The sequence below is a fragment of the Variovorax sp. IB41 genome, from assembly GCF_016405905.1.
Lineage (GTDB): Bacteria > Pseudomonadota > Gammaproteobacteria > Burkholderiales > Burkholderiaceae_C > Variovorax.
In genome coordinates this window covers 68,150-85,247 of record NZ_JAEFCB010000005.1, presented here as the reverse complement: position 1 = coordinate 85,247, position 17,098 = coordinate 68,150, and the positions used below count along the sequence as shown (strand labels likewise).

The 17,098-nt window shown below is 67.8% G+C and carries 12 protein-coding genes and 1 pseudogene; 2 read left to right on the top strand and 11 right to left on the bottom strand.

Annotated features, from left to right (window positions below; all coding sequences use genetic code 11):
• Positions 1-72 precede the first annotated feature (72 nt).
• The 11 genes and pseudogenes from JC881_RS12185 to JC881_RS12135 all read right to left on the bottom strand — a co-directional run bounded on the left by JC881_RS12185 (position 73) and on the right by JC881_RS12135 (position 15,453).
• Complete coding sequence (locus JC881_RS12185; RefSeq protein WP_198785968.1) at positions 73-2,598, bottom strand: YadA-like family protein; 2,526 nt, start codon at positions 2,596-2,598, stop codon at positions 73-75.
• A gap of 427 nt (positions 2,599-3,025) precedes the next feature.
• Positions 3,026-7,741: an autotransporter domain-containing protein gene (locus JC881_RS12180; protein ID WP_198785967.1), complete on the bottom strand. Its 4,716-nt coding sequence runs from the start codon at positions 7,739-7,741 to the stop codon at positions 3,026-3,028.
• A 558-nt stretch (positions 7,742-8,299) separates the two neighbouring features.
• A complete protein-coding gene (locus tag JC881_RS12175) occupies positions 8,300-9,472 on the bottom strand; it encodes an MFS transporter (protein WP_332875234.1) in 1,173 nt (390 codons plus the stop codon).
• Positions 9,473-9,489: 17 nt separating this feature from the next.
• Positions 9,490-10,602, bottom strand: a complete 1,113-nt coding sequence (aroC, locus tag JC881_RS12170; protein WP_198785965.1) for a chorismate synthase — start codon at positions 10,600-10,602, stop codon at positions 9,490-9,492.
• 45 nt (positions 10,603-10,647) lie between these two features.
• Entirely contained in the window at positions 10,648-10,845 is a 198-nt protein-coding gene (locus JC881_RS12165) for a hypothetical protein (RefSeq protein ID WP_093433918.1), read from the bottom strand.
• Between the two features lie 47 nt (positions 10,846-10,892).
• The gene (locus tag JC881_RS12160; RefSeq protein ID WP_198785964.1) at positions 10,893-12,497 is read right to left on the bottom strand and encodes an MFS transporter; all 1,605 of its coding nucleotides are present in this window, start codon (positions 12,495-12,497) and stop codon (positions 10,893-10,895) included.
• A complete protein-coding gene (locus JC881_RS12155) occupies positions 12,494-12,865 on the bottom strand; it encodes a YciI family protein (RefSeq protein ID WP_198785963.1) in 372 nt (123 codons plus the stop codon). The genes JC881_RS12160 and JC881_RS12155 overlap by 4 nt, the downstream gene beginning before the upstream one ends.
• Positions 12,862-13,056 carry a YciI family protein gene (locus JC881_RS32400; RefSeq protein ID WP_332875233.1) on the bottom strand — a complete coding sequence of 65 codons (195 nt, stop codon included), beginning with the start codon at positions 13,054-13,056 and terminating at the stop codon, positions 12,862-12,864. Before JC881_RS32400 ends, JC881_RS12155 begins: the two co-directional genes overlap by 4 nt.
• Positions 13,057-13,327: 271 nt before the next feature.
• Complete coding sequence (locus JC881_RS12145) at positions 13,328-14,581, bottom strand: RNA polymerase sigma factor (RefSeq protein ID WP_198785962.1); 1,254 nt, start codon at positions 14,579-14,581, stop codon at positions 13,328-13,330.
• An 18-nt stretch (positions 14,582-14,599) separates the two neighbouring features.
• Positions 14,600-14,962: pseudogene (locus JC881_RS12140) on the bottom strand (SRPBCC family protein); the annotation flags it as partial.
• Positions 14,953-15,453, bottom strand: coding sequence for an ArsR/SmtB family transcription factor (locus JC881_RS12135; protein WP_198785961.1), 501 nt, complete (start codon positions 15,451-15,453; stop codon positions 14,953-14,955). The gene JC881_RS12135 and the pseudogene JC881_RS12140, both read right to left, overlap by 10 nt.
• 191 nt (positions 15,454-15,644) lie before the next feature.
• Between JC881_RS12135 and JC881_RS12130 the strand changes: the two genes are divergently transcribed.
• On the top strand, positions 15,645-16,067 hold the full coding sequence (locus tag JC881_RS12130) for a cupin domain-containing protein (RefSeq protein ID WP_198785960.1): 423 nt from the start codon (positions 15,645-15,647) through the stop codon (positions 16,065-16,067).
• Positions 16,068-16,149: 82 nt separating this feature from the next.
• Positions 16,150-17,085 carry a DUF2167 domain-containing protein gene (locus tag JC881_RS12125; protein ID WP_198785959.1) on the top strand — a complete coding sequence of 312 codons (936 nt, stop codon included), beginning with the start codon at positions 16,150-16,152 and terminating at the stop codon, positions 17,083-17,085.
• Positions 17,086-17,098: the final 13 nt, after the last annotated feature.

The window sequence follows — 17,098 nt, the reverse complement described above, 5'->3', positions numbered from 1 at the left end:
GGGCGGTGCTTTTTTCGTGGGCTGTCGCTATCGATGCATCGCGTCAACGCATCGCGGCGCGCATCGGGAAACCTACCACTGGAAGCCGACGCCTGCCGTCGCGCCGACGTCGCCGCGGGTGTTGGCGGAACCGCTGAACTTGTACGTCCAGCGGGTGTCGGCGGACAGCATCGACACCCCGGCGGCGATCGCGGTCTGCCCCTTGTAGGTCGAGACTGCGGCCGAAGCCATCGGCCGGCCCGGCACCGCCGCCTGCGGCAGGCCCGCCATGGCCATCGCGGCCGCGGTGCCGCTGTCCGCATCGCGCCGCAGCTCGTTCACCTTCGAATCGGTGTACGCGTTGGCTTGCCGCAGGGCCTGGGCGGAGGTCTGGCGCGAGATCCCGACCGCCTGCTGCAGGTTGACGGCGTCCGTCGCTTCGGTGGCGGGCGCCACGTTGGCGATCTGGCGCTCGGCGCCCTGCGCGCCCACCGACACGGTGTTGGCGCGATCGGCCAGCGAACCTGCCCCGATGGCGACGGCGCCCGGCGCGGTCGCAGCGGCATTGCTGCCGATCGCCACGCTGTTGTTGGCGGCTGCCAGCGAATCCGGACCGACCGCCACTGCGCCCTGACCCTGGGCGTTCGCCTTCGGCCCCACGGCAACGCCCCGGCTGCCGGCTTGCACCACGGCGGCGTCGGAGCCATCGGGGTTGGCGTCGACCGCCACCGTCGCGCTTTGTGCCTGGATGCGATCCACGCGCTCCTTCGCGGCATCGGCGACCGTTCTGGCCGCCTTCACGTCGCCGCGGACGTCGGCGATGTCGGCGGTGTTCGTGGCCACGCGGCCGTCCAGGTCCTTCACGGACTTTTGCGCTTCGCCGGCTTGGGTCTTCGCATCGTCGGCGGTTGCCTTGGCGGTGTCCGCCTTGGCATCGGCCGTGGTCGCGGTGCGTTGGGCCTCGTCGGCCTGGGTCTTGGCGGCGGTGGCAGCGCTGGTCGCCGTGTCGGCCTTGGTTGCCGCCGCGGCGGACTCGGCCTTCGCGGCGCCGGCCAGCGACTGGGCGGCCGTTGCCTTGCCGTCCACGCCTGCGATGTCGGCGGTGTTCCTGGTCACGCGGCCGTCCAGGTCCTTCACGGACTTCTGGGCTTCGCCGGCTTGCGTCTTTGCATCGTTGGCTGTTGCATTGGCCGCGTCGGCCTTGGTGTCCGCGGTGGTCGCGACGGCGTGCGCGTCGTCGGCGCGGGTCTTCGCATCGTTGGCCGTTGCGCTGGCTGCATCGGCCTTGGTGTTCGCGGTGGTCGCCACGGCGTGCGCGTCGTCGGCGCGGGTCTTCGCATCGTTGGCGACGGAGGCAGCGGAATCGGCGGCCGACTTCGCGGCGGTTGCCTTGTCGTCGATGCGCGCGATGTCGGCGGTGTTCTTCGTGACGCGGCCGTCGAGTGCGGCCACGGACTTCTGCGCTTCGCCTGCTTGCGTCTTCGCATCGTTGGCCGTCGCATTGGCCGCGTCGGCCTTGGTATCTGCGGCGGTCGCAACGGCATGGGCGTCATCGGCGCGGGTCTTGGCGTCGGTCGCGGCGGCGGTCGCCGAATCGGCCTTGGCAGACGCGGCGGCCGACTCGGTCTTGGCCGCGTTGGCCACGGCCTCGGTGGCCGTCGCCTTCTTGTCGAGGCCGGCGATGTCGGCGGTGTTTTGCGTGACGCGGGCGTCCATGGCCGCGGCCGTTTTCTGCGCGTCGGCAGCCTGGGCCTTCGCGGCGTCGGCGGCCGATTTGGCCGAATTGGCGATATCGACCACATTGCCGGCCTTGGTGTCGGCGGCGGCGGCCGCATCCGCCGCCGCTTTCACCGAGAGGGTCAGGCGCTGATCGAGCTCGTTCAATTGGGAGCCGTTGATCGCTTCCTTGCTGTCGTTGGAAATCAGCCCGGGATTCACACCGCCGAGCTTTTGATTCTGGAAATCGACAATGCCCGTTCCGCCAATGACGGTTTTTCCATTCTTCGATGCATCGGATTCCGCGTTGATGAAAACGCCCGTCGCGCCCGCCAGATGGGAGCTCGTACCGGCAATCAAATTCATGTAGCTACCGGAAAAGAGTTCGACTTCATTTGCCGCTTTGAGGCGCGCCCAAGATCCGGCGCTCATGTCGATATTTGCATTGCTGGTCATCCTCAATTTCCCCGTGGTGTCCAAAGACAATCCACTGCTGTTTCCGGAAATACTTGCGCTGGATCCAGCGAGCGTGCCGCCACCCTCCCCGTCCAGGCCGGTCGAGATGGCGAAGTTGCTGTTGCCGTTGGCGGTGCCGCAGTCCAAGGTGGAGAGGCCGGTCGAGTCATGACCCATGCGGGCTCCCGCGGTTCCAGCCCCGCACAATTGCAGGCCCGCTGCCTGGGCGCTGCCGGGTGCGCCTGCCGAAACGATGGCCGCGACAAAGAGAATGCCGGCGCCGGCATGCACTGTGGATTTGCCCTTCCCTTTTGCGGTTTCACAAGCTGCGACCCACAGTTGCGCGGATGCATTCCAGACGAGGCGAAAAATTCGATTCATGATCTCAAAGAATAAATAATTGAATAACGGCAAATGACCTGGCCATTGCCAGCGGAAATAAATCATTTGCAAGCCCATGGATTGCGAAATTGAATTGGCAATTCGCGTCGGGGAAAATCAATCGCTGACTGCCCGAATCCGGACCGAACTTTAGGGTTTACTCGACTTGCAGCGGAATAAAAATCGCCTGAAAAGTGATGTTCAAGACAATTCAGGTTCGCAAATTACCAATTTGCCAACGAATTCACATTTGAAAAATTAGCGTTGTTTTTTGATTTTTTTGAACCTGAAAGTGATGTCCGAGACATTTAGGTATTGCGAGGACATTGCGAGAAGAAGTGCGCATTCGGATTTGCGTGTTCTCCGTGCCACAAGGCGCGGCGCGACGAACCCGATGGCGCGCGCGGCAGAAACAGCAGCGCGCCGCCGGCTTGGGGCAAAAAAAGAGGCCGCTTTCGCGGCCTCTTTGTGTTCGTGCCCCGGAGGGCCGTCGTCAGAACTTCATCGCAAAGCTCGCACGCAGGCTCTGGTCGTTCGCCTTGGCGCCATACCGGCCCGAATAGGTGAGGCTCAGGTTGGCTTGCGGCGCGACCTTGAAGTTCAGGCCGGCTTCGACAAGAGCCGCATCGCGTGCGATGGGCGTGCCCTCGATCTCGAAGCTGCGCCCGCCCGCGAGGCTGAAGCGCGCGTCGGGCACCGTGTCGCCGAGCGCGTGCTGCCAGCCCAGCGTGCCCTTGGCCGTGACCGGCACGCCGCCCAGCGCCCACTCGGCTTGCGCATGCACGCCAAGCGTGGTGAAGGCGGCGTCGTTGTCCGTGCCGCTGCTGCGCAGTGCCGCCTCGCCGCCGCGTTCGTTGAACCTGTTGGTGTGCAGGTTCACGTACGCGAGATTGGCGAAGGGCTCCAGCGCGACGGCGCCGGCCTGCACCTGGTAGCCCAGCTCGCCGAAGGCCTGCGTGGTCGAGGCGCGGTACTGGGCTTCGGGCTTGCCGCTGAAGCCGCTGAAGCTCACGTTGCGCGTGGTGTCGATGTCGTGCCGCGTGTAGGCCGTGCCCAGGCGCAGCGCGAGGTCGCCCCAGCGCGAGCCGCCGTACACGCCCAGGTGGTAGTCGTCGCTCTTGGCCGAGGCGTGGCGCGCATCGGCCTGGAACGACGAGTGGCTGTAGCCGGTCATCACGCCCAGGCGCCAGGTGTCGCCCACCGCCACGTCGGCGCCGGCCGCGAAGCCGCCGATGGTGCGATCGAGCTGCGCGGCGTGGCCCCATGAGCCGAAGGTAGAGGCCCAGACGGTCGGCGTGCTCCTGCTGGCGCTGCAGCCGCTGGCGGCATTGCACGACGCATCGCGCAGGCGCTCCAGCGCGGCGCCGCGCACGAAGCGGCTGTCGTCCAGCAGCGCGCCCTTGAGCGAGGCATGCACGTCGCCCGAGAGCTGGTCGAACGCGGCGCGGGCGGCTGCGTCGGTCTGCTGGTTGAGGAGGGCCGTGGTCAGCACGCTGCGCGGCGGTTGCGCCTGGGGGGCGCTGGGTGTCGCTGGCGGGGCCTCAGCCGGTGCGGAGGGCTGGCTTGCAGCCGCAGCGGTCGGCTGCGTCGCAACTGGCGCAACCGGTCGGACCGCAGTCGGTGCGGTTGGCCGGACGACGACCGGTGCGGTCGGCTGAACCACAGCCGGTGCGGTTGGCTGAACCACAACTGGTGCAGTCGGCTGAACCACGACCGGCGCGGTCGGCTGAACCACAACCGGTGCAGTCGGCTGAACCACGACCGGTGCAGTCGGCTGAACCACGATCGGCGCAGTCGGCTGAACCACGACCGGTGCGGTCGGCTGAACCACGACCGGTGCAGTCGGCTGAACCACAGCCGGCGCGGTCGGCTGAACTGCAACAGGCGGCGCCGGCTCGGCCGCGGTCGGCGAGGCTGGCCGTTTGCCCGCCCGAATAAAGTTAGAAGTGGGTGGAGCGATCGGCGCAGCAGGATCGATGGCATTCGCCACGGCCGTTTGGTTAGGCGTAACAGCCACCGCGGCCAGCGGCTTGGCCTGGAACGTCTCCAGGTACAGGACGTTGTCCGCTGTGCCCTGGCGCAGGCCGATGAATGCCGACAGGTCGGTGTCGCCCGTGAGGGTGTAGGCGCCCGTGATTCCGGTCTCCGCCTGGAGCACGTTGTACTTGGCACCGAGTGAGTAGTCGTGCGCCTTTGTCTTCACCACGTTCAGAACGGCGCCTTCTTCAAGCGTGGCGGCTCCGATCACGGAGATCTTGTCGGACCTGCCGAGCATCACTGGATTGACCTTGGCCTGGTAAGTCGAACCCGCCGCCTGCGTGAAGTCGCCGTTGATGATGAACGTGGCCATCCCGTCGCCGGTGCCAAGGGTGCCGCCCGGGGCGATGGTGCCGCCCGCCAGGATCCGCGTCGTCCCGATGGCGCCCTTGCCCTTGAGGGTGCCGCCGCTCGCCACCGTGATGCTCGAATCGATCAGCAGATCGTTCACCACCGAGAGCGCGCCCGCCTCGACGCGCGTGGCGCCGGTGAAAGCTGAGCCTTGGCCCACGAAGTCGAGTTGCCCCGCGCCGCGCTTGGTCAAGTTGCCCTTGCCCGACAGCGCATTGTTGAAGGCCGCATTGACCGCCTGGTCGACGACCAGTTCGCCGTCGTTGGCGATGGCGCCGCTGCCGAAGCTGGCGGCGGTGCCGGCCAGCGTACCGCCCAGGATGGCGGTGCCGCCGCTGTAGGTGTTGGCGTCGGCCAGCCGCGTGGTGCCGGCATGCACCTCGACGCTGCCCGGGCCGCTGATCACCGGCAAGAAGCGGTAGTCGGTGTTCGTGTGGTTGAACACCAGCTTGCCGGTGCCTTGGCCGAACTCGACCGTGGGCGTGTCGAGCGTGCCGGCGCCGGTGGCGGCGGCATCGGCGCCGGCGCCGATGTTCAGGGTGCCGATGGCGCCTGCTTTCTGGGCGATGGAAACCTTCGAGGCCTTGACCGAGCCGTCGTTGCCCACCGTCAGCGAACCGGTGCCCTTTGTCGCCACCTGCAAAGCGCCGGTGGTGTTCCACGCCGAGCCCCTGCCGTCGACAACGACCGCGCCTTTGGCCTTCTCGTCTTTCGCCACGTCGCTGACATCGTCCGAGACTCTGCCGCCGCCGCGGATCGTCAGAGTGCCTTCGCTTCCGTCGGCAACTTCGAGTTCGCCCTGGATCTCCCACGCGGACGCAGGCCCTTCCACCAGGACCGAACCGGTGCCGCCCGGGAACATACCGATGCGTGCAGAAATCTCGCCCGTCTTCGATGCCGCGCTCTTGACCAGCCCTGCGTTGCGGATCGTCAGCGAACCGTTCCCAGCGACGCCGACTGCAAAGCCCTCATGGCTTTCCCAAGTGGAGCCGGCGCCATCGACGACGACCGCGCCCGTGCTGCCGACATAGAACGCCGTACCCGTAAGAGCCATATTGACGACCTTGCCACCCCCGCCGATTTTCAAGGTGCCGGACCCGCTGCGACCCACATACAAAATACCGTCGCTCCTCCAGAGCGAGCCATTTCCATCGACGGTGACGGAACCGTTGGCGCCGGTCTCCATGCCTATGAATGCGTGCGTGTTCGTGACTTGACCGCCGTTGGTGACCGCCAGCGAACCCGTGCCCGCGGCGCCAACGGCCAGGTCACCTGCATTCGCCCAAGTCAAGCCCTCGAAGCGTTCTGTGCCGCCCTTGGGCGCCACGAATGCACCCGCGCTGGTCACTTCGCCAGCCTTGGGCGTCAGCGGGCCGGAGCCGCCGACGCCCACGCCCAGGTCCTTGCTGCTTGCCCACAGTGAATCTTTCCCGTCGACCACGACCGCACCCGTGGAATTCGCGACGGCTCCAATCTTTGCGCCGCCGTTCTCGACGTGTCCACCGTCGCGAATGCTCAGCGTGCCTTCGCCGGCATATCCAACGCTGAGGTCCCCTCGGTGTTGCCACGTGGAGCCGCCCCCTTGAACCACAACCGAGCCGACGGCGCCCGCCTCGGTGCCAACGTGGGCGCTGCTGTGTCCATCGGCCTGGCCGCTCCTCACGACGCCGCCGGTGCTGATCGCCAACGAGCCGGTGCCACGGGCCCCCACGAAGAGACTGCCGCCACTGGCCCACACGGAATCCTTGCCATCGACGGCGACATTGCCCACGCCGTTTTGCTGCGCGGCGATCTGCACCACGCCGTCGTTGACGACCCGCGCGCCGTCGCGAACGCTCAGCGTGCCTTCGCCAAACTGGCCGACGTCGAGCCTGCCCTTGCTCTCCCACACAGAGCCAGGCCCTTGCACCTGCACCGAGCCCGCGGCACCCGCATAGCCGCCGATCACGCCACTGACTGCGCCATCAGCCTCCGCGCTCGTCACGGTCCCCCCGTTCCTGATCGTCAGCGAGCCGGCTCCCCGCCCGCCTACGTTCAGGCCTGCGCTGCTCGTCCAGGTCGAGCCCGTGCCATCGACGGTGACCGTGCCCTTGGACTTCTCCAGGTTGCCGACGATGGCCGTGTCGTTGGTGACATGCCCACCCTCAAGAAGAGTCAACGTGCCTTCACCCTTCTGCCCGACAACGAGTTCTCCCTTGCTCTCCCATGCGGACCCCTGCCCCTGCACCTGGACCGACCCGACACCGCCCGCCTCGGTGCCAATGGAGCCACCGACATTGCCGTCGGCACTGACGCTCTTCACGACGCCTGCACCACTGATCATCAACGTCCCTGTGCCGCGGCCACCCACAACGAGATCCTTGCCGTTCGCCCACACGGAGTCCTTGCCATCGACATGGACCGTGCCATTGGATTTGTTGGCCGCTGCGATGGCGCCGGAGACGCTGGAGACACGTCCGGCGTCATGCAGGCTCAGCGCGGCCGACCCCCCGCTCGCCGTGCCGACCTTGGCGATGGCCGCTTCCAGTTTGCCCGCCGAGACGGTCAGTTCGCCCTTGGTTACCGCAAGGTCGCGGATGGCCGCCGAGGTGGCAGCGCCGATCGCCGGCGTGAAGGTGGCACCGCCAACCGTCACGTCGTCCGTGACACCCGGAACGCCCGCGGGGCTCCAGTTGGCCGCGTCGGACCAGTCGGTGCTGACCGAGCCTTGCCAAACGACCGCATGGGCCAGGGGGACAAATACACCCGCCAGCGAGGTGATGAAAAGCGAGGTGAAAAGGCGCGGTACGGTCCGGCGTGGTTTGAAATTCTTTGGGATCACGGTCAGGGCTCGATTCGGTTTTGAAAAGGCAAATCGCCTTTTGCCTTTTGAATAATCAAAAGACAAACTTTATTCAGCAGGCAAAAGCCCGCGGGCCCAACGCCATGAATAACGATTGATTTGCCGCACGATGGACGCGCGCGCGCTCGCGTTTCTCGAGCGTGCACAGAGGAGGATCGCCGCAGTCGGGCATCTCCCTGTCCGGAATCGACTTTAGGAGTTCGTGGAATTAGAGCGGAATTGAATTGGCATCGAAAGCAAGATTCAGGACGTTTGCCACGCAACAACCGTCTCGAGTGCCAAAGATCGCACAGATAGATAAGGTGCGATGTTTCCTTTTTGCCGCAGGCGTTCGGCCATTAATTCTCAAAAGAATGAATAGGCTCCATTCATTGAATGCCTGATCTGGGAAAAATTGCAAACAACCAATTCCAATGCACGCGCCTCGGTGCAATTGAAAAGCTCGCGGGCGCGGCGCCCGACAGGCGCAAGACGCACGACGCACGACGCACGATGGAATGGGGTTGGGAACGCGCCTGCGCCGGGCTCGGGGCGGGCCTAAGCGCCCGCGCGCTCGGCCTGCTCCAGCCGCACAACTCGCCACGCGCAGAGGCTGCCCACCACCGCCAGCAGCGCCGCCGCGGTGAACATCGCGCGGTAGCCAAACTCCTGCGCCACCGCGCCGCCCAGCAGCACGCCCAGCACGCCGCCGAAGCCATAGCCGATCACGGTGAAGAGTGCCTGCCCCCTGCCGCGCAGCCGCCCCGGAAAGCGCCGCGACACCACCGCGATGCAGGTGGTGTGGTGCGCCGCGAAGCTGAGCGCGTGCAGCCATTGCGCGACGACCAGCGCGGCGATGAAGCCGCCCAGGCCGGCCGTGAGCCCCAGGCGCGCGACGGCCGCGATGCCGCACACCAGCATCCAGCGCGGCATCGGCAAGAGGCCGATGAGCCGGCCCTGCAGGTAGAACCAGACGATCTCGGCCACCACCGACAGCGCCCACAAAAGGCCGATGGTGCTCTTGGTGTAGCCGATCGAATCCAGGTACAGCGAGAAGAACGCGTACACCGAGAAGTGCGACATCACCTGGAAGAACAGCGCCGCGAAGAACCACCGCACCACGGGGCTCTGCAGCACCGGGCCGATGGGTTCGCGCGCGGCGTCGTGCGCGGCCACGGGCTCGCGCACGTCGGGGAGCTTCATCGTCGCGACGAGCACGATGGCCAGCGTGCCGGCGGCCCAGGCCGGAAAGTGCTTCATGCCGAAGCGGTCGAACCACTCGCCCGCGACGAACACGGTGACCAGGAAGCCGGCCGAGCCGCACAGGCGTATGCGCCCGTAGCGGCCCCAGTCGCCGGCCACCAGCTGCGCCATGGCCGCCTCGGTGAGCGACATCATCGAGCTGGTGTGGGTGAACATGACCAGCAGCACCAGCGCGAGCCACCACGCGCCGCCGTGCCACCAGAGCCCGAACGAACTGGCCAGCGCCACCGCCGCGCTGAAGCGCAGCAGCATCACGCGGTGGCCGGTGTGGTCGCTGAGCGCGCCCCAGGCATAGGGCGCGAACACGCGCGTGACCGACTGCACCGAGGCCAGCAGGCTGATCGTGAAGATCGGCAGCCCCAGGTCCTTGAGCCACAGCGGCAGGTAGGGGTTGAAGAAACCGATGTGCGCGAAATAGCTGGCCGACAGACCAGCGAATGCCAGCAGGTGGCCGCGCTGGGCGGCCACGGGTGGCGGGGCTTGCACTAGAGGAAAGAGGCCTGCGGGGACGCGGCTTCGCTCTTCTGGGCGTCGGTCTGCACGTCGCCGCACTGGGCGCGGTTGCGCAGCACGTGCTCCATCACCACCAGCGCGAGCATCGCCTCGGCGATGGGCGTCGCGCGGATGCCCACGCACGGGTCGTGGCGGCCCTTGGTGACCACCTCGACGGGGTTGTTGTGGATGTCGATCGACTGGCGCGGGCTGATGATCGAGCTGGTGGGCTTGATCGCGATGCTCACCTCCAGGTCTTGCCCCGAGCTGATGCCGCCCAGGATGCCGCCCGCGTTGTTGGTGACGAAGCCGGTCGGCGTGATCGAGTCGCCGTGCGTGGTGCCGCGCTGGGTGACGCTGTCGAAGCCGGCGCCGATTTCCACGGCCTTCACCGCGTTGATGCCCATCATGGCGTAGGCGATTTCGGCATCGAGCTTGTCGAAGAGCGGCTCGCCGAGGCCCATGGGCACGTTGGTGGCGGTGACGCGGATGCGCGCGCCGCACGAATCGCCCGCTTTGCGGAGGCGATCCATGTAGGCCTCCAGTTCGCTCACGTCGGCGATGGGGGCGAAGAAGGGGTTGTTGGGCACGTGGTCCCAGCTCTCGAAGGGAATGGCGATGTCGCCGATCTGCGTCATGCAGCCGCGAAACACCATGCCGTATTTTTCGGCGAGCCATTTCTTGGCGACCGCGCCGGCCGCGACCATGGGCGCCGTGAGCCGCGCCGAGGAGCGCCCGCCGCCGCGCGGATCGCGGATGCCGTATTTCTTCCAGTAGGTGAAGTCGGCGTGGCCGGGGCGGAACTGCTGGGCGATCTGCCCGTAGTCCTTGCTGCGCTGGTCGGTGTTCTGGATCAGGAGGGCGATGGGGGTGCCGGTGGTCTTGCCCTCGTACACGCCCGAGAGGATCTGCACCGCATCGGGTTCGTTGCGCTGGGTGACGTGGCGGCTGGTGCCGGGGCGGCGGCGGTCCAGGTCGCCCTGGATGTCCGCCTCGCTCAATGCCATGCCCGGGGGGCAGCCGTCGATGACGCAGCCGATGGCCGGGCCGTGCGATTCGCCGAAATTGGTGACCGCGAAGAGTGTTCCGAAAGTGTTGCCGCTCATGGCCGGGATTATCCCTACAAAGCGGCGGCCCCCTCGCCCGACCCCTCAGGAGGCCGTGCTTTCGGAGGCGCCTTCCAGGCGCTTGGTGAGCGCGCCCACCTGCAGCTCGATGGAGAACAGCCGCTCGTTCAGCACGGCCGTCTGCAGCCGGATCGCCTCGATGATGGCCTTGGTCTGCGGATCGGTGGTGTTCTCGCAGAGTTCGGCCAAGTCGTGCAGCTTCTTGCGCAGTTCGTTGCTCATGGGAGGCTCCGGTGGTCTCGTCGTGGAAGCGCCAGTATGGGTGTTCGTCAGCGCTCCGGCAATGCGGCGGCACCCGGTGTTCGAGGGGCATTGGGCTCGCCGGCCTCACCCGAGTCACGCAATCGGAAGGCGACGAGGCCGGCCACGATGAGCAGCACCGCGGCGCAGATGCCGGCCGTCAGGCGCAGGCCGTGCAGCAGCGCGGCGCGGCCCGCATCGAGCAGTTCGGTGCCCGCGCTGCCCGTGAGTTGGCCAGCGAGCGCCACCGCGCCGCCGAGTGTGCTGCGCGCAGCCTCCACTTCGGCCGCACCCGCCAGCCCCGTGGGCACCGCATCGGCCATCGTGCTGCGGTAGATCGCCGCGCCGATGCTGCCGAGGATCGCGATGCCCAGCGCGCCGCCGAATTCCGAACTGGTCTCCGAAATCGCCGAGGCCACGCCGGCCCGCTCCGGCGGCGCGCTGCCCACCACCACGTCGGTGGCCAGCGTGAACACCGGCGCGAGGCCCAGCGACGAGATGACCGCGCTCGCGACCAGCCAGGCGAGCCCGCCTTGCGCGGCCGACGCGGGCAGCACCACGAGCATCGCGAACCCCACCGCCGCCACGGCCAGCCCGCCGCCCATCACGTAGGCCGGGCGCATGCGCCGCACGAGCGCCGAGACGACCATCGAGCCGACGATGAAGGCCCCCGCGCCCGGCACGCTCCACAGGCCCGCATGCAGCGGCGACATGCCCAGCACCAGCTGCAGGTACTGCGCGTTGTACAGAAAGAGCCCGAACATCACGAAGCACGCGAGCATGTAGGCCGCGAGCGAGACGGTGAAGGCCGGCAGGCGAAAGAGCTGCAGGTCGATCATCGGATTGGCCAGGCGCTTCTGCCGTCGTGCGAACACCCAGCCGAGCGCCACGCCCACCGCGATCGACAGCGCGGGCACGACGCCCGGCCCGTGCTCGGCGATCTGCTTGATGCCGTAGATGACGGCCAGCACCGCGCCCAGCGACAGCGCCACGCTGGCCAGGTCGAGCCGCCCCGCATCGGGGTCGCGGTACTCGGGCAGAAGAATGGGCCCGAGCACCAGCAGCAGCACCATCACCGGCACGCCGATGAGGAACACCGAGCCCCACGGAAAGAACTGCAGCAACACCCCGCCCAGCACCGGGCCGATGACGGCGCCGGCCGAATAGCTCGATATCCACACGCCGATGGCCACGGTGCGCTGCGCCGGGTCGAGGAACATGTTGCGGATCAGCGAGAGCGTCGAGGGCGCGAGCGTCGCGCCCGCCACGCCCAGCAGCGCGCGCGTGGCGATGAGCATGTTCGCGCTGGTCGAAAACGCGGCCAGCACCGAGGCGATGCCGAACGCGGCCGCGCCGATCAGGAGCAGCCGGCGCCGCCCGATGCGGTCGCCCAGCGTGCCCATGGTGACCAGGAGGCCCGCGACGAAGAAGCCGTAGATGTCGACGATCCACAAGAGCTGCGAGGCCGTGGGCTTGAGCTCCTCGCTGATCGAGGGGATCGCGAGGTTCAGCACCGTGAGGTCCATCGAATAGAGCATGCACGGCAGCGCGATGACGGCCAGGCCGGTCCATTCGCGCACCGTGGCGCGGGCCGGGGGCGCGGCGGGCGGCGTTGCGGGCGGCGCGCCGCTCATGGCGTTCGCTCCGCGCCACGCGTGCTGCCCTTCACGCGCCGCACTTCGACACTGCTGAAACGCGCGGACGGAATGCCGGCCGCGAGTTCGAGCGCCTCTTCGTCGCTGTCGGCTTCGACCAGGTAGAAGCCGCCGAGGTATTCGCTGGTTTCGGCGAACGGGCCGTCGGTGACCGAGAGCTTGTCGCGGCGCATGCGCACGACGGTCGCCGTCTCGGCGGGCTGCAGCGCCTCGGAGGCGACGAGCTTGCCGCGGGCCTGGAGGGCGTGGTCGTAGTCGAGGTGTTCGTTCACGTAATGGTCCATTTCGCGGGGAGAGAGGTGCGCGGTTTCGGCGTCGGTGCCGTAGATGATGCAGAGGTACCTCATGCCGCTCTCCGTTCGAGGGTTTCTACAGGCCGGACTTCGATGGCGCCGTAGCGTGCCATCGGAATGCGCCCCGCCAGCTGGATCGCCGCATTGAGGTCGCGCGCCTCGATGAGGATGAAGCCGCCAAGCTGCTCGCGCGCCTCGGCGAACGGGCCGTCGACGTGCGAGCGCTTGCCGCCGCGCACCTGCACGACCTTGGCGGTCTTACGGGTTCGAGCGCGTTCGAGGCGATGTAGTGGCCGGCCCGCTCGAGCGCGCGATCGTAGGCGGCCGATTCGTCGCCCAGCGCCTTGAGTTCATCGGGCGGCATCGTGTCGATCACCGCTTCGTCGTAGTGAACGAGGCAGAGGTATTTCATGGCGGTATCTCCTTGAAAAGGGAATGAAGGGAATGTAGACACCACTGGTCGATTGGCCATGGCGGAAATCGACATGTCCGGCACACCCGATCCAAAAAAAATTTCTACTTGAGGTGCAGCAGGGTCAGTTGCCGCTCCAGGAATTTCCGCTCGGGCAGCTGATGCGCCAGCGACAGCGCACGCTCGTAGGCGCCGCGCGCGTCGCCGATGCGCCCGAGCCGCCGGCACAGTTCGGCGCGGGCGCCGTGGGCCAGGTGGTAGTCGGCCAGCTCGCCGCGCGCGAGCAGTGCATCGATGAGCGCCAGCCCCGCCGCGGGCCCGTCGCGCATGGCGATGGCGGCGGCGCGGTTGAGCTCGGCCACGGGCGAGGGGTCCAGGCGCAGCAGCACGTCGTAGAGGCCGACGATCTGCGGCCAGTCGGTGGTGGCGGCCTCCTTCGCTTCGGCATGCACGGCGGCGATGGCCGCCTGCAGCGCGTAGGGGCCGAAGCGGCGCGACAGCAGCGCGCGCTCGACCAGCGCCGCGCCCTCTTCGATCTGCGCGCGATGCCAGAGGCGGCGGTCCTGCGCATCGAGCAGCACGAGCTCGCCGCCCGGCGAGGTGCGGGCCGCGCGGCGCGAGTCGTGCAGCAGCATCAGCGCGAGCAGGCCGAGCGCCTCGGGGTCGGGCAGCAGGCCGGCGAGCAGGCGGCCCAGCCGGATCGCCTCGGCCGAGAGATCGGCGCGCGTGACGCTCTCGCCCGACGAGGCCGCATAGCCTTCGTTGAACACGAGGTACACGACGCGCAGCACCGCATCGAGCCGCTCGGGCAGCTCTGCCAGCGAGGGCACCTGGTACGGAATGCGCGCATCGCGGATGCGGGCCTTGGCGCGCACGATGCGCTGCGCGATGGTGGGCGCGGGCACGAGGAAGGCGCGGGCGATTTCCTCGGTGGCGAGGCCGCACACCTCGCGCAGCGTGAGCGCCACCTGCGCGTCGGGCGCGAGCGCGGGGTGGCAGCAGGTGAAGACCAGGCGCAGGCGATCGTCTTCGAGGTCCTCGGCGTTGTCGTCGTCCCACGCCGGCGCGGGATCGGCCAGCGCCGCGGTGTGCTCGGCCGCGTCGTCCCACGCGGTGAAGCGCGCTCGCCGGCGGATACCGTCGATGGACTTGAAGCGCCCCGCCGACACCAGCCAGGCGCGCGGGTTCGCGGGCACGCCGTCCCGCGGCCATTGCTCCAGGGCGCTGCGGAAGGCATCGTGCAGCGCCTCTTCGGCCAGGTCGAAATCGCCGAGCAGGCGCACCAGCGTGGCGAAGATGCGGCGCGACTCGGTGCGGTAGATCGCTTCGAGCGTGTCGGCGATCGGTGCGGTGGTCATGCGGTGGTCATGCGGTGTTCATGCGGTTGCGCCGTGCAGCCGCTGTTCGAGCTTGACGAGGGCGCCGCTCCAGCCGTGCGCGTGCGCGTCGCGCGCCGCCTGGTCGAAGAACTGCTCGTGCATCAGCACCAGTTCGCAGCCGTTGCCATCGGGCTCGATCTGCACGGTGACGCGCGATTCGCGCTCGGGCGTGCTGCGCCAGGCCCAGCTGAAGACCAGCTTGCGGTTGGGCACGATCTCCAGGTAGGTGCCGCTCACGTCGTGCGTCTGGCCGTCGTCGGCGAGCATGGTCACGCGAAAGCGCCCGCCGACGCGCAGGTCGATTTCCACGAGCGGCACCGAGACGATTTCGCCGGGGCCGAACCAGAGCCTCAGCGCTTGCGGGTCGGTCCACGCGCGCCAGACCTTGTCGGGCGCGACGCGGTAGTGCCGGCGGAGGGTGAGCGCGGGGCGCTCTTGTTCTTCGGCTTCTCGGTCGGGATGGGGGTCGGGGTCGGCAGGGTGTGCCATTCGGTCTCCTCCTGGTGGTAGAGAAAGCGCGCCAGTGCATCGAGGCGCCCGGTCCAGAATTTCTCGTAGCGCGTGAGCCACACGGCCGCCTCCTGCAGCGGCCGGGGCGACAGCTCGCAGCGCACGATGCGGCCCTCTTTCGTGCGGGAGATGAGGCCTGCGTTCTCCAGCACGCGCAGGTGCTTCATGAAGCCGGTGAGCGACATGCCGTGCGGCGCGGAAAGCTCGGTGATGCTGAGGCTGCGCTCGCCCAGGGTTTCGAGCACGGTGCGGCGCGTGGGGTCGGACAGCGCGGCAAAAACGGCGTCGAGGGTGGCGGCGTCGGGGGCGGCTGCTTCGGGCGGGGCGGCGGGGTGAACCATGCGGTTGAGTATGGGAAGGGGGTCGGGGAGCGTCAAGGGTGTTCATCGAGGGCTGAGGTGGCGTGAATGCCGTGGGCCCTCACCCCGCCCTCTCCCAGAGGGAGAGGGAGAAAGTCACGAAGCGCGCCCGTCGTCAGGAACGCTTTATGCGTGCTGCGCCGCAACACAACCACCCTGCGAAGGAGCGCCCCATGCTGGACCGTACCGCCACCCAGTTCTCCCACGTCAAGCCCGGCGACACCGAGTTCGTGCCGGGGGGCCTGCGCGATTTCTTCGTGTACCGCGACCTGGGCGTGGCCGAGGCCACCAACGGCAAGGTCATCGCGCATCTGGTCAAGGCCAACATGGCACCGGAAACGGGCACCGGCTGGCACCGCCACGAGGCGGACTTCCAGATCGTCATCATGGTCAAGGGCTGGGCCCGCTTCATGTACGAGGACAAGGAAACCCTGGTCGAGGCCGGCGACGTGGTGCACCAGCGGCCGGGCATCCGGCACTTTTTGTTCGACTACTCGCCCGACATGGAGTACCTGGAGATCGTCTCGCCGGCGGACTTCAAGAGCATCGACGTCGAGCCGGTGTGCGAGATTCCGCCGCCCACGCCCTGGCCCTGAAAACGCACTGTTGGGCCTGGGCGAGTGCGCCGATAAACTCCTCGCGTCTCACAAAAACCGACAACAACCGAGGAGAGAGAACTTGCGTATTCATACTGCCCGCCTGACGGCCGGCTTGCTGCTCGCGTGCGCCCTTGCGGCCACCAACACCGGCAACGCCGCGCCCCCCGCCACTTCCACCGCGCCTGCCACGGCCTCCGCAGCGAACTCGCTCGAAGCCGAACAGGAAGCCGCCTTCAAGGCCGCCAAGGCCGTGCAGAAGGCCGGCCCCGCCGACATCCCGTTGCGCGACCAGGCGCACCTGAAGCTGCCCGAGGGCTACATCTGGGTGCCCACGCCCGCGGCCGCGCAGCTCATGCGCAGCATGGGCAACCGCACCGACGACACCTTCATCGGCGCGATCTTTCCCGCCGACGACGCCGACTGGATGGCCGTCGTCAAGTTCGTGAAAGAGGGCTACATCAAGGACGACGACGCGAAGGACTGGAACGCCGACGACCTGCTCAAGAGCCTGAAGGAAGGCACCGAGGCAGCGAACGAGGAGCGCGCCAAGCGCGGCATCCCGGGCATCGAGGTCACCGGCTGGGCGCAGAAGCCGCAGTACGAAGCGCAGACGCACCGCCTCGTGTGGTCGGCCCTCTCGAAGAAGAAGGGCGACACGGGCGACAGGCAGGGCGTGAACTACAACACCTACGCGCTGGGCCGCGACGGCTACCTGAGCCTGAACCTCATCACCAACGCCAAGGACCTGGACACCTACAAGCCCGACGCCGCCAAGCTCCTGGCCGCGCTGCAGTACGACGACGGCAAGAAGTACGCGGACTTCAATTCGTCCACCGACAAGGTCGCCGCCTACGGCCTCGCGGCACTGGTGGCCGGCGTTGCGGTGAAGAAGCTGGGCCTCTTCGCGCTCGCCCTCGCGTTCCTGGCCAAGTTCGCGAAGATCGCGGTCGTGGCCGGTGGCGCTGCGCTCTGGGGCATCGCCAAGATCTTCAAGAAGAAGACGCCCGAGGCCTGAGCGCCGAAGGACT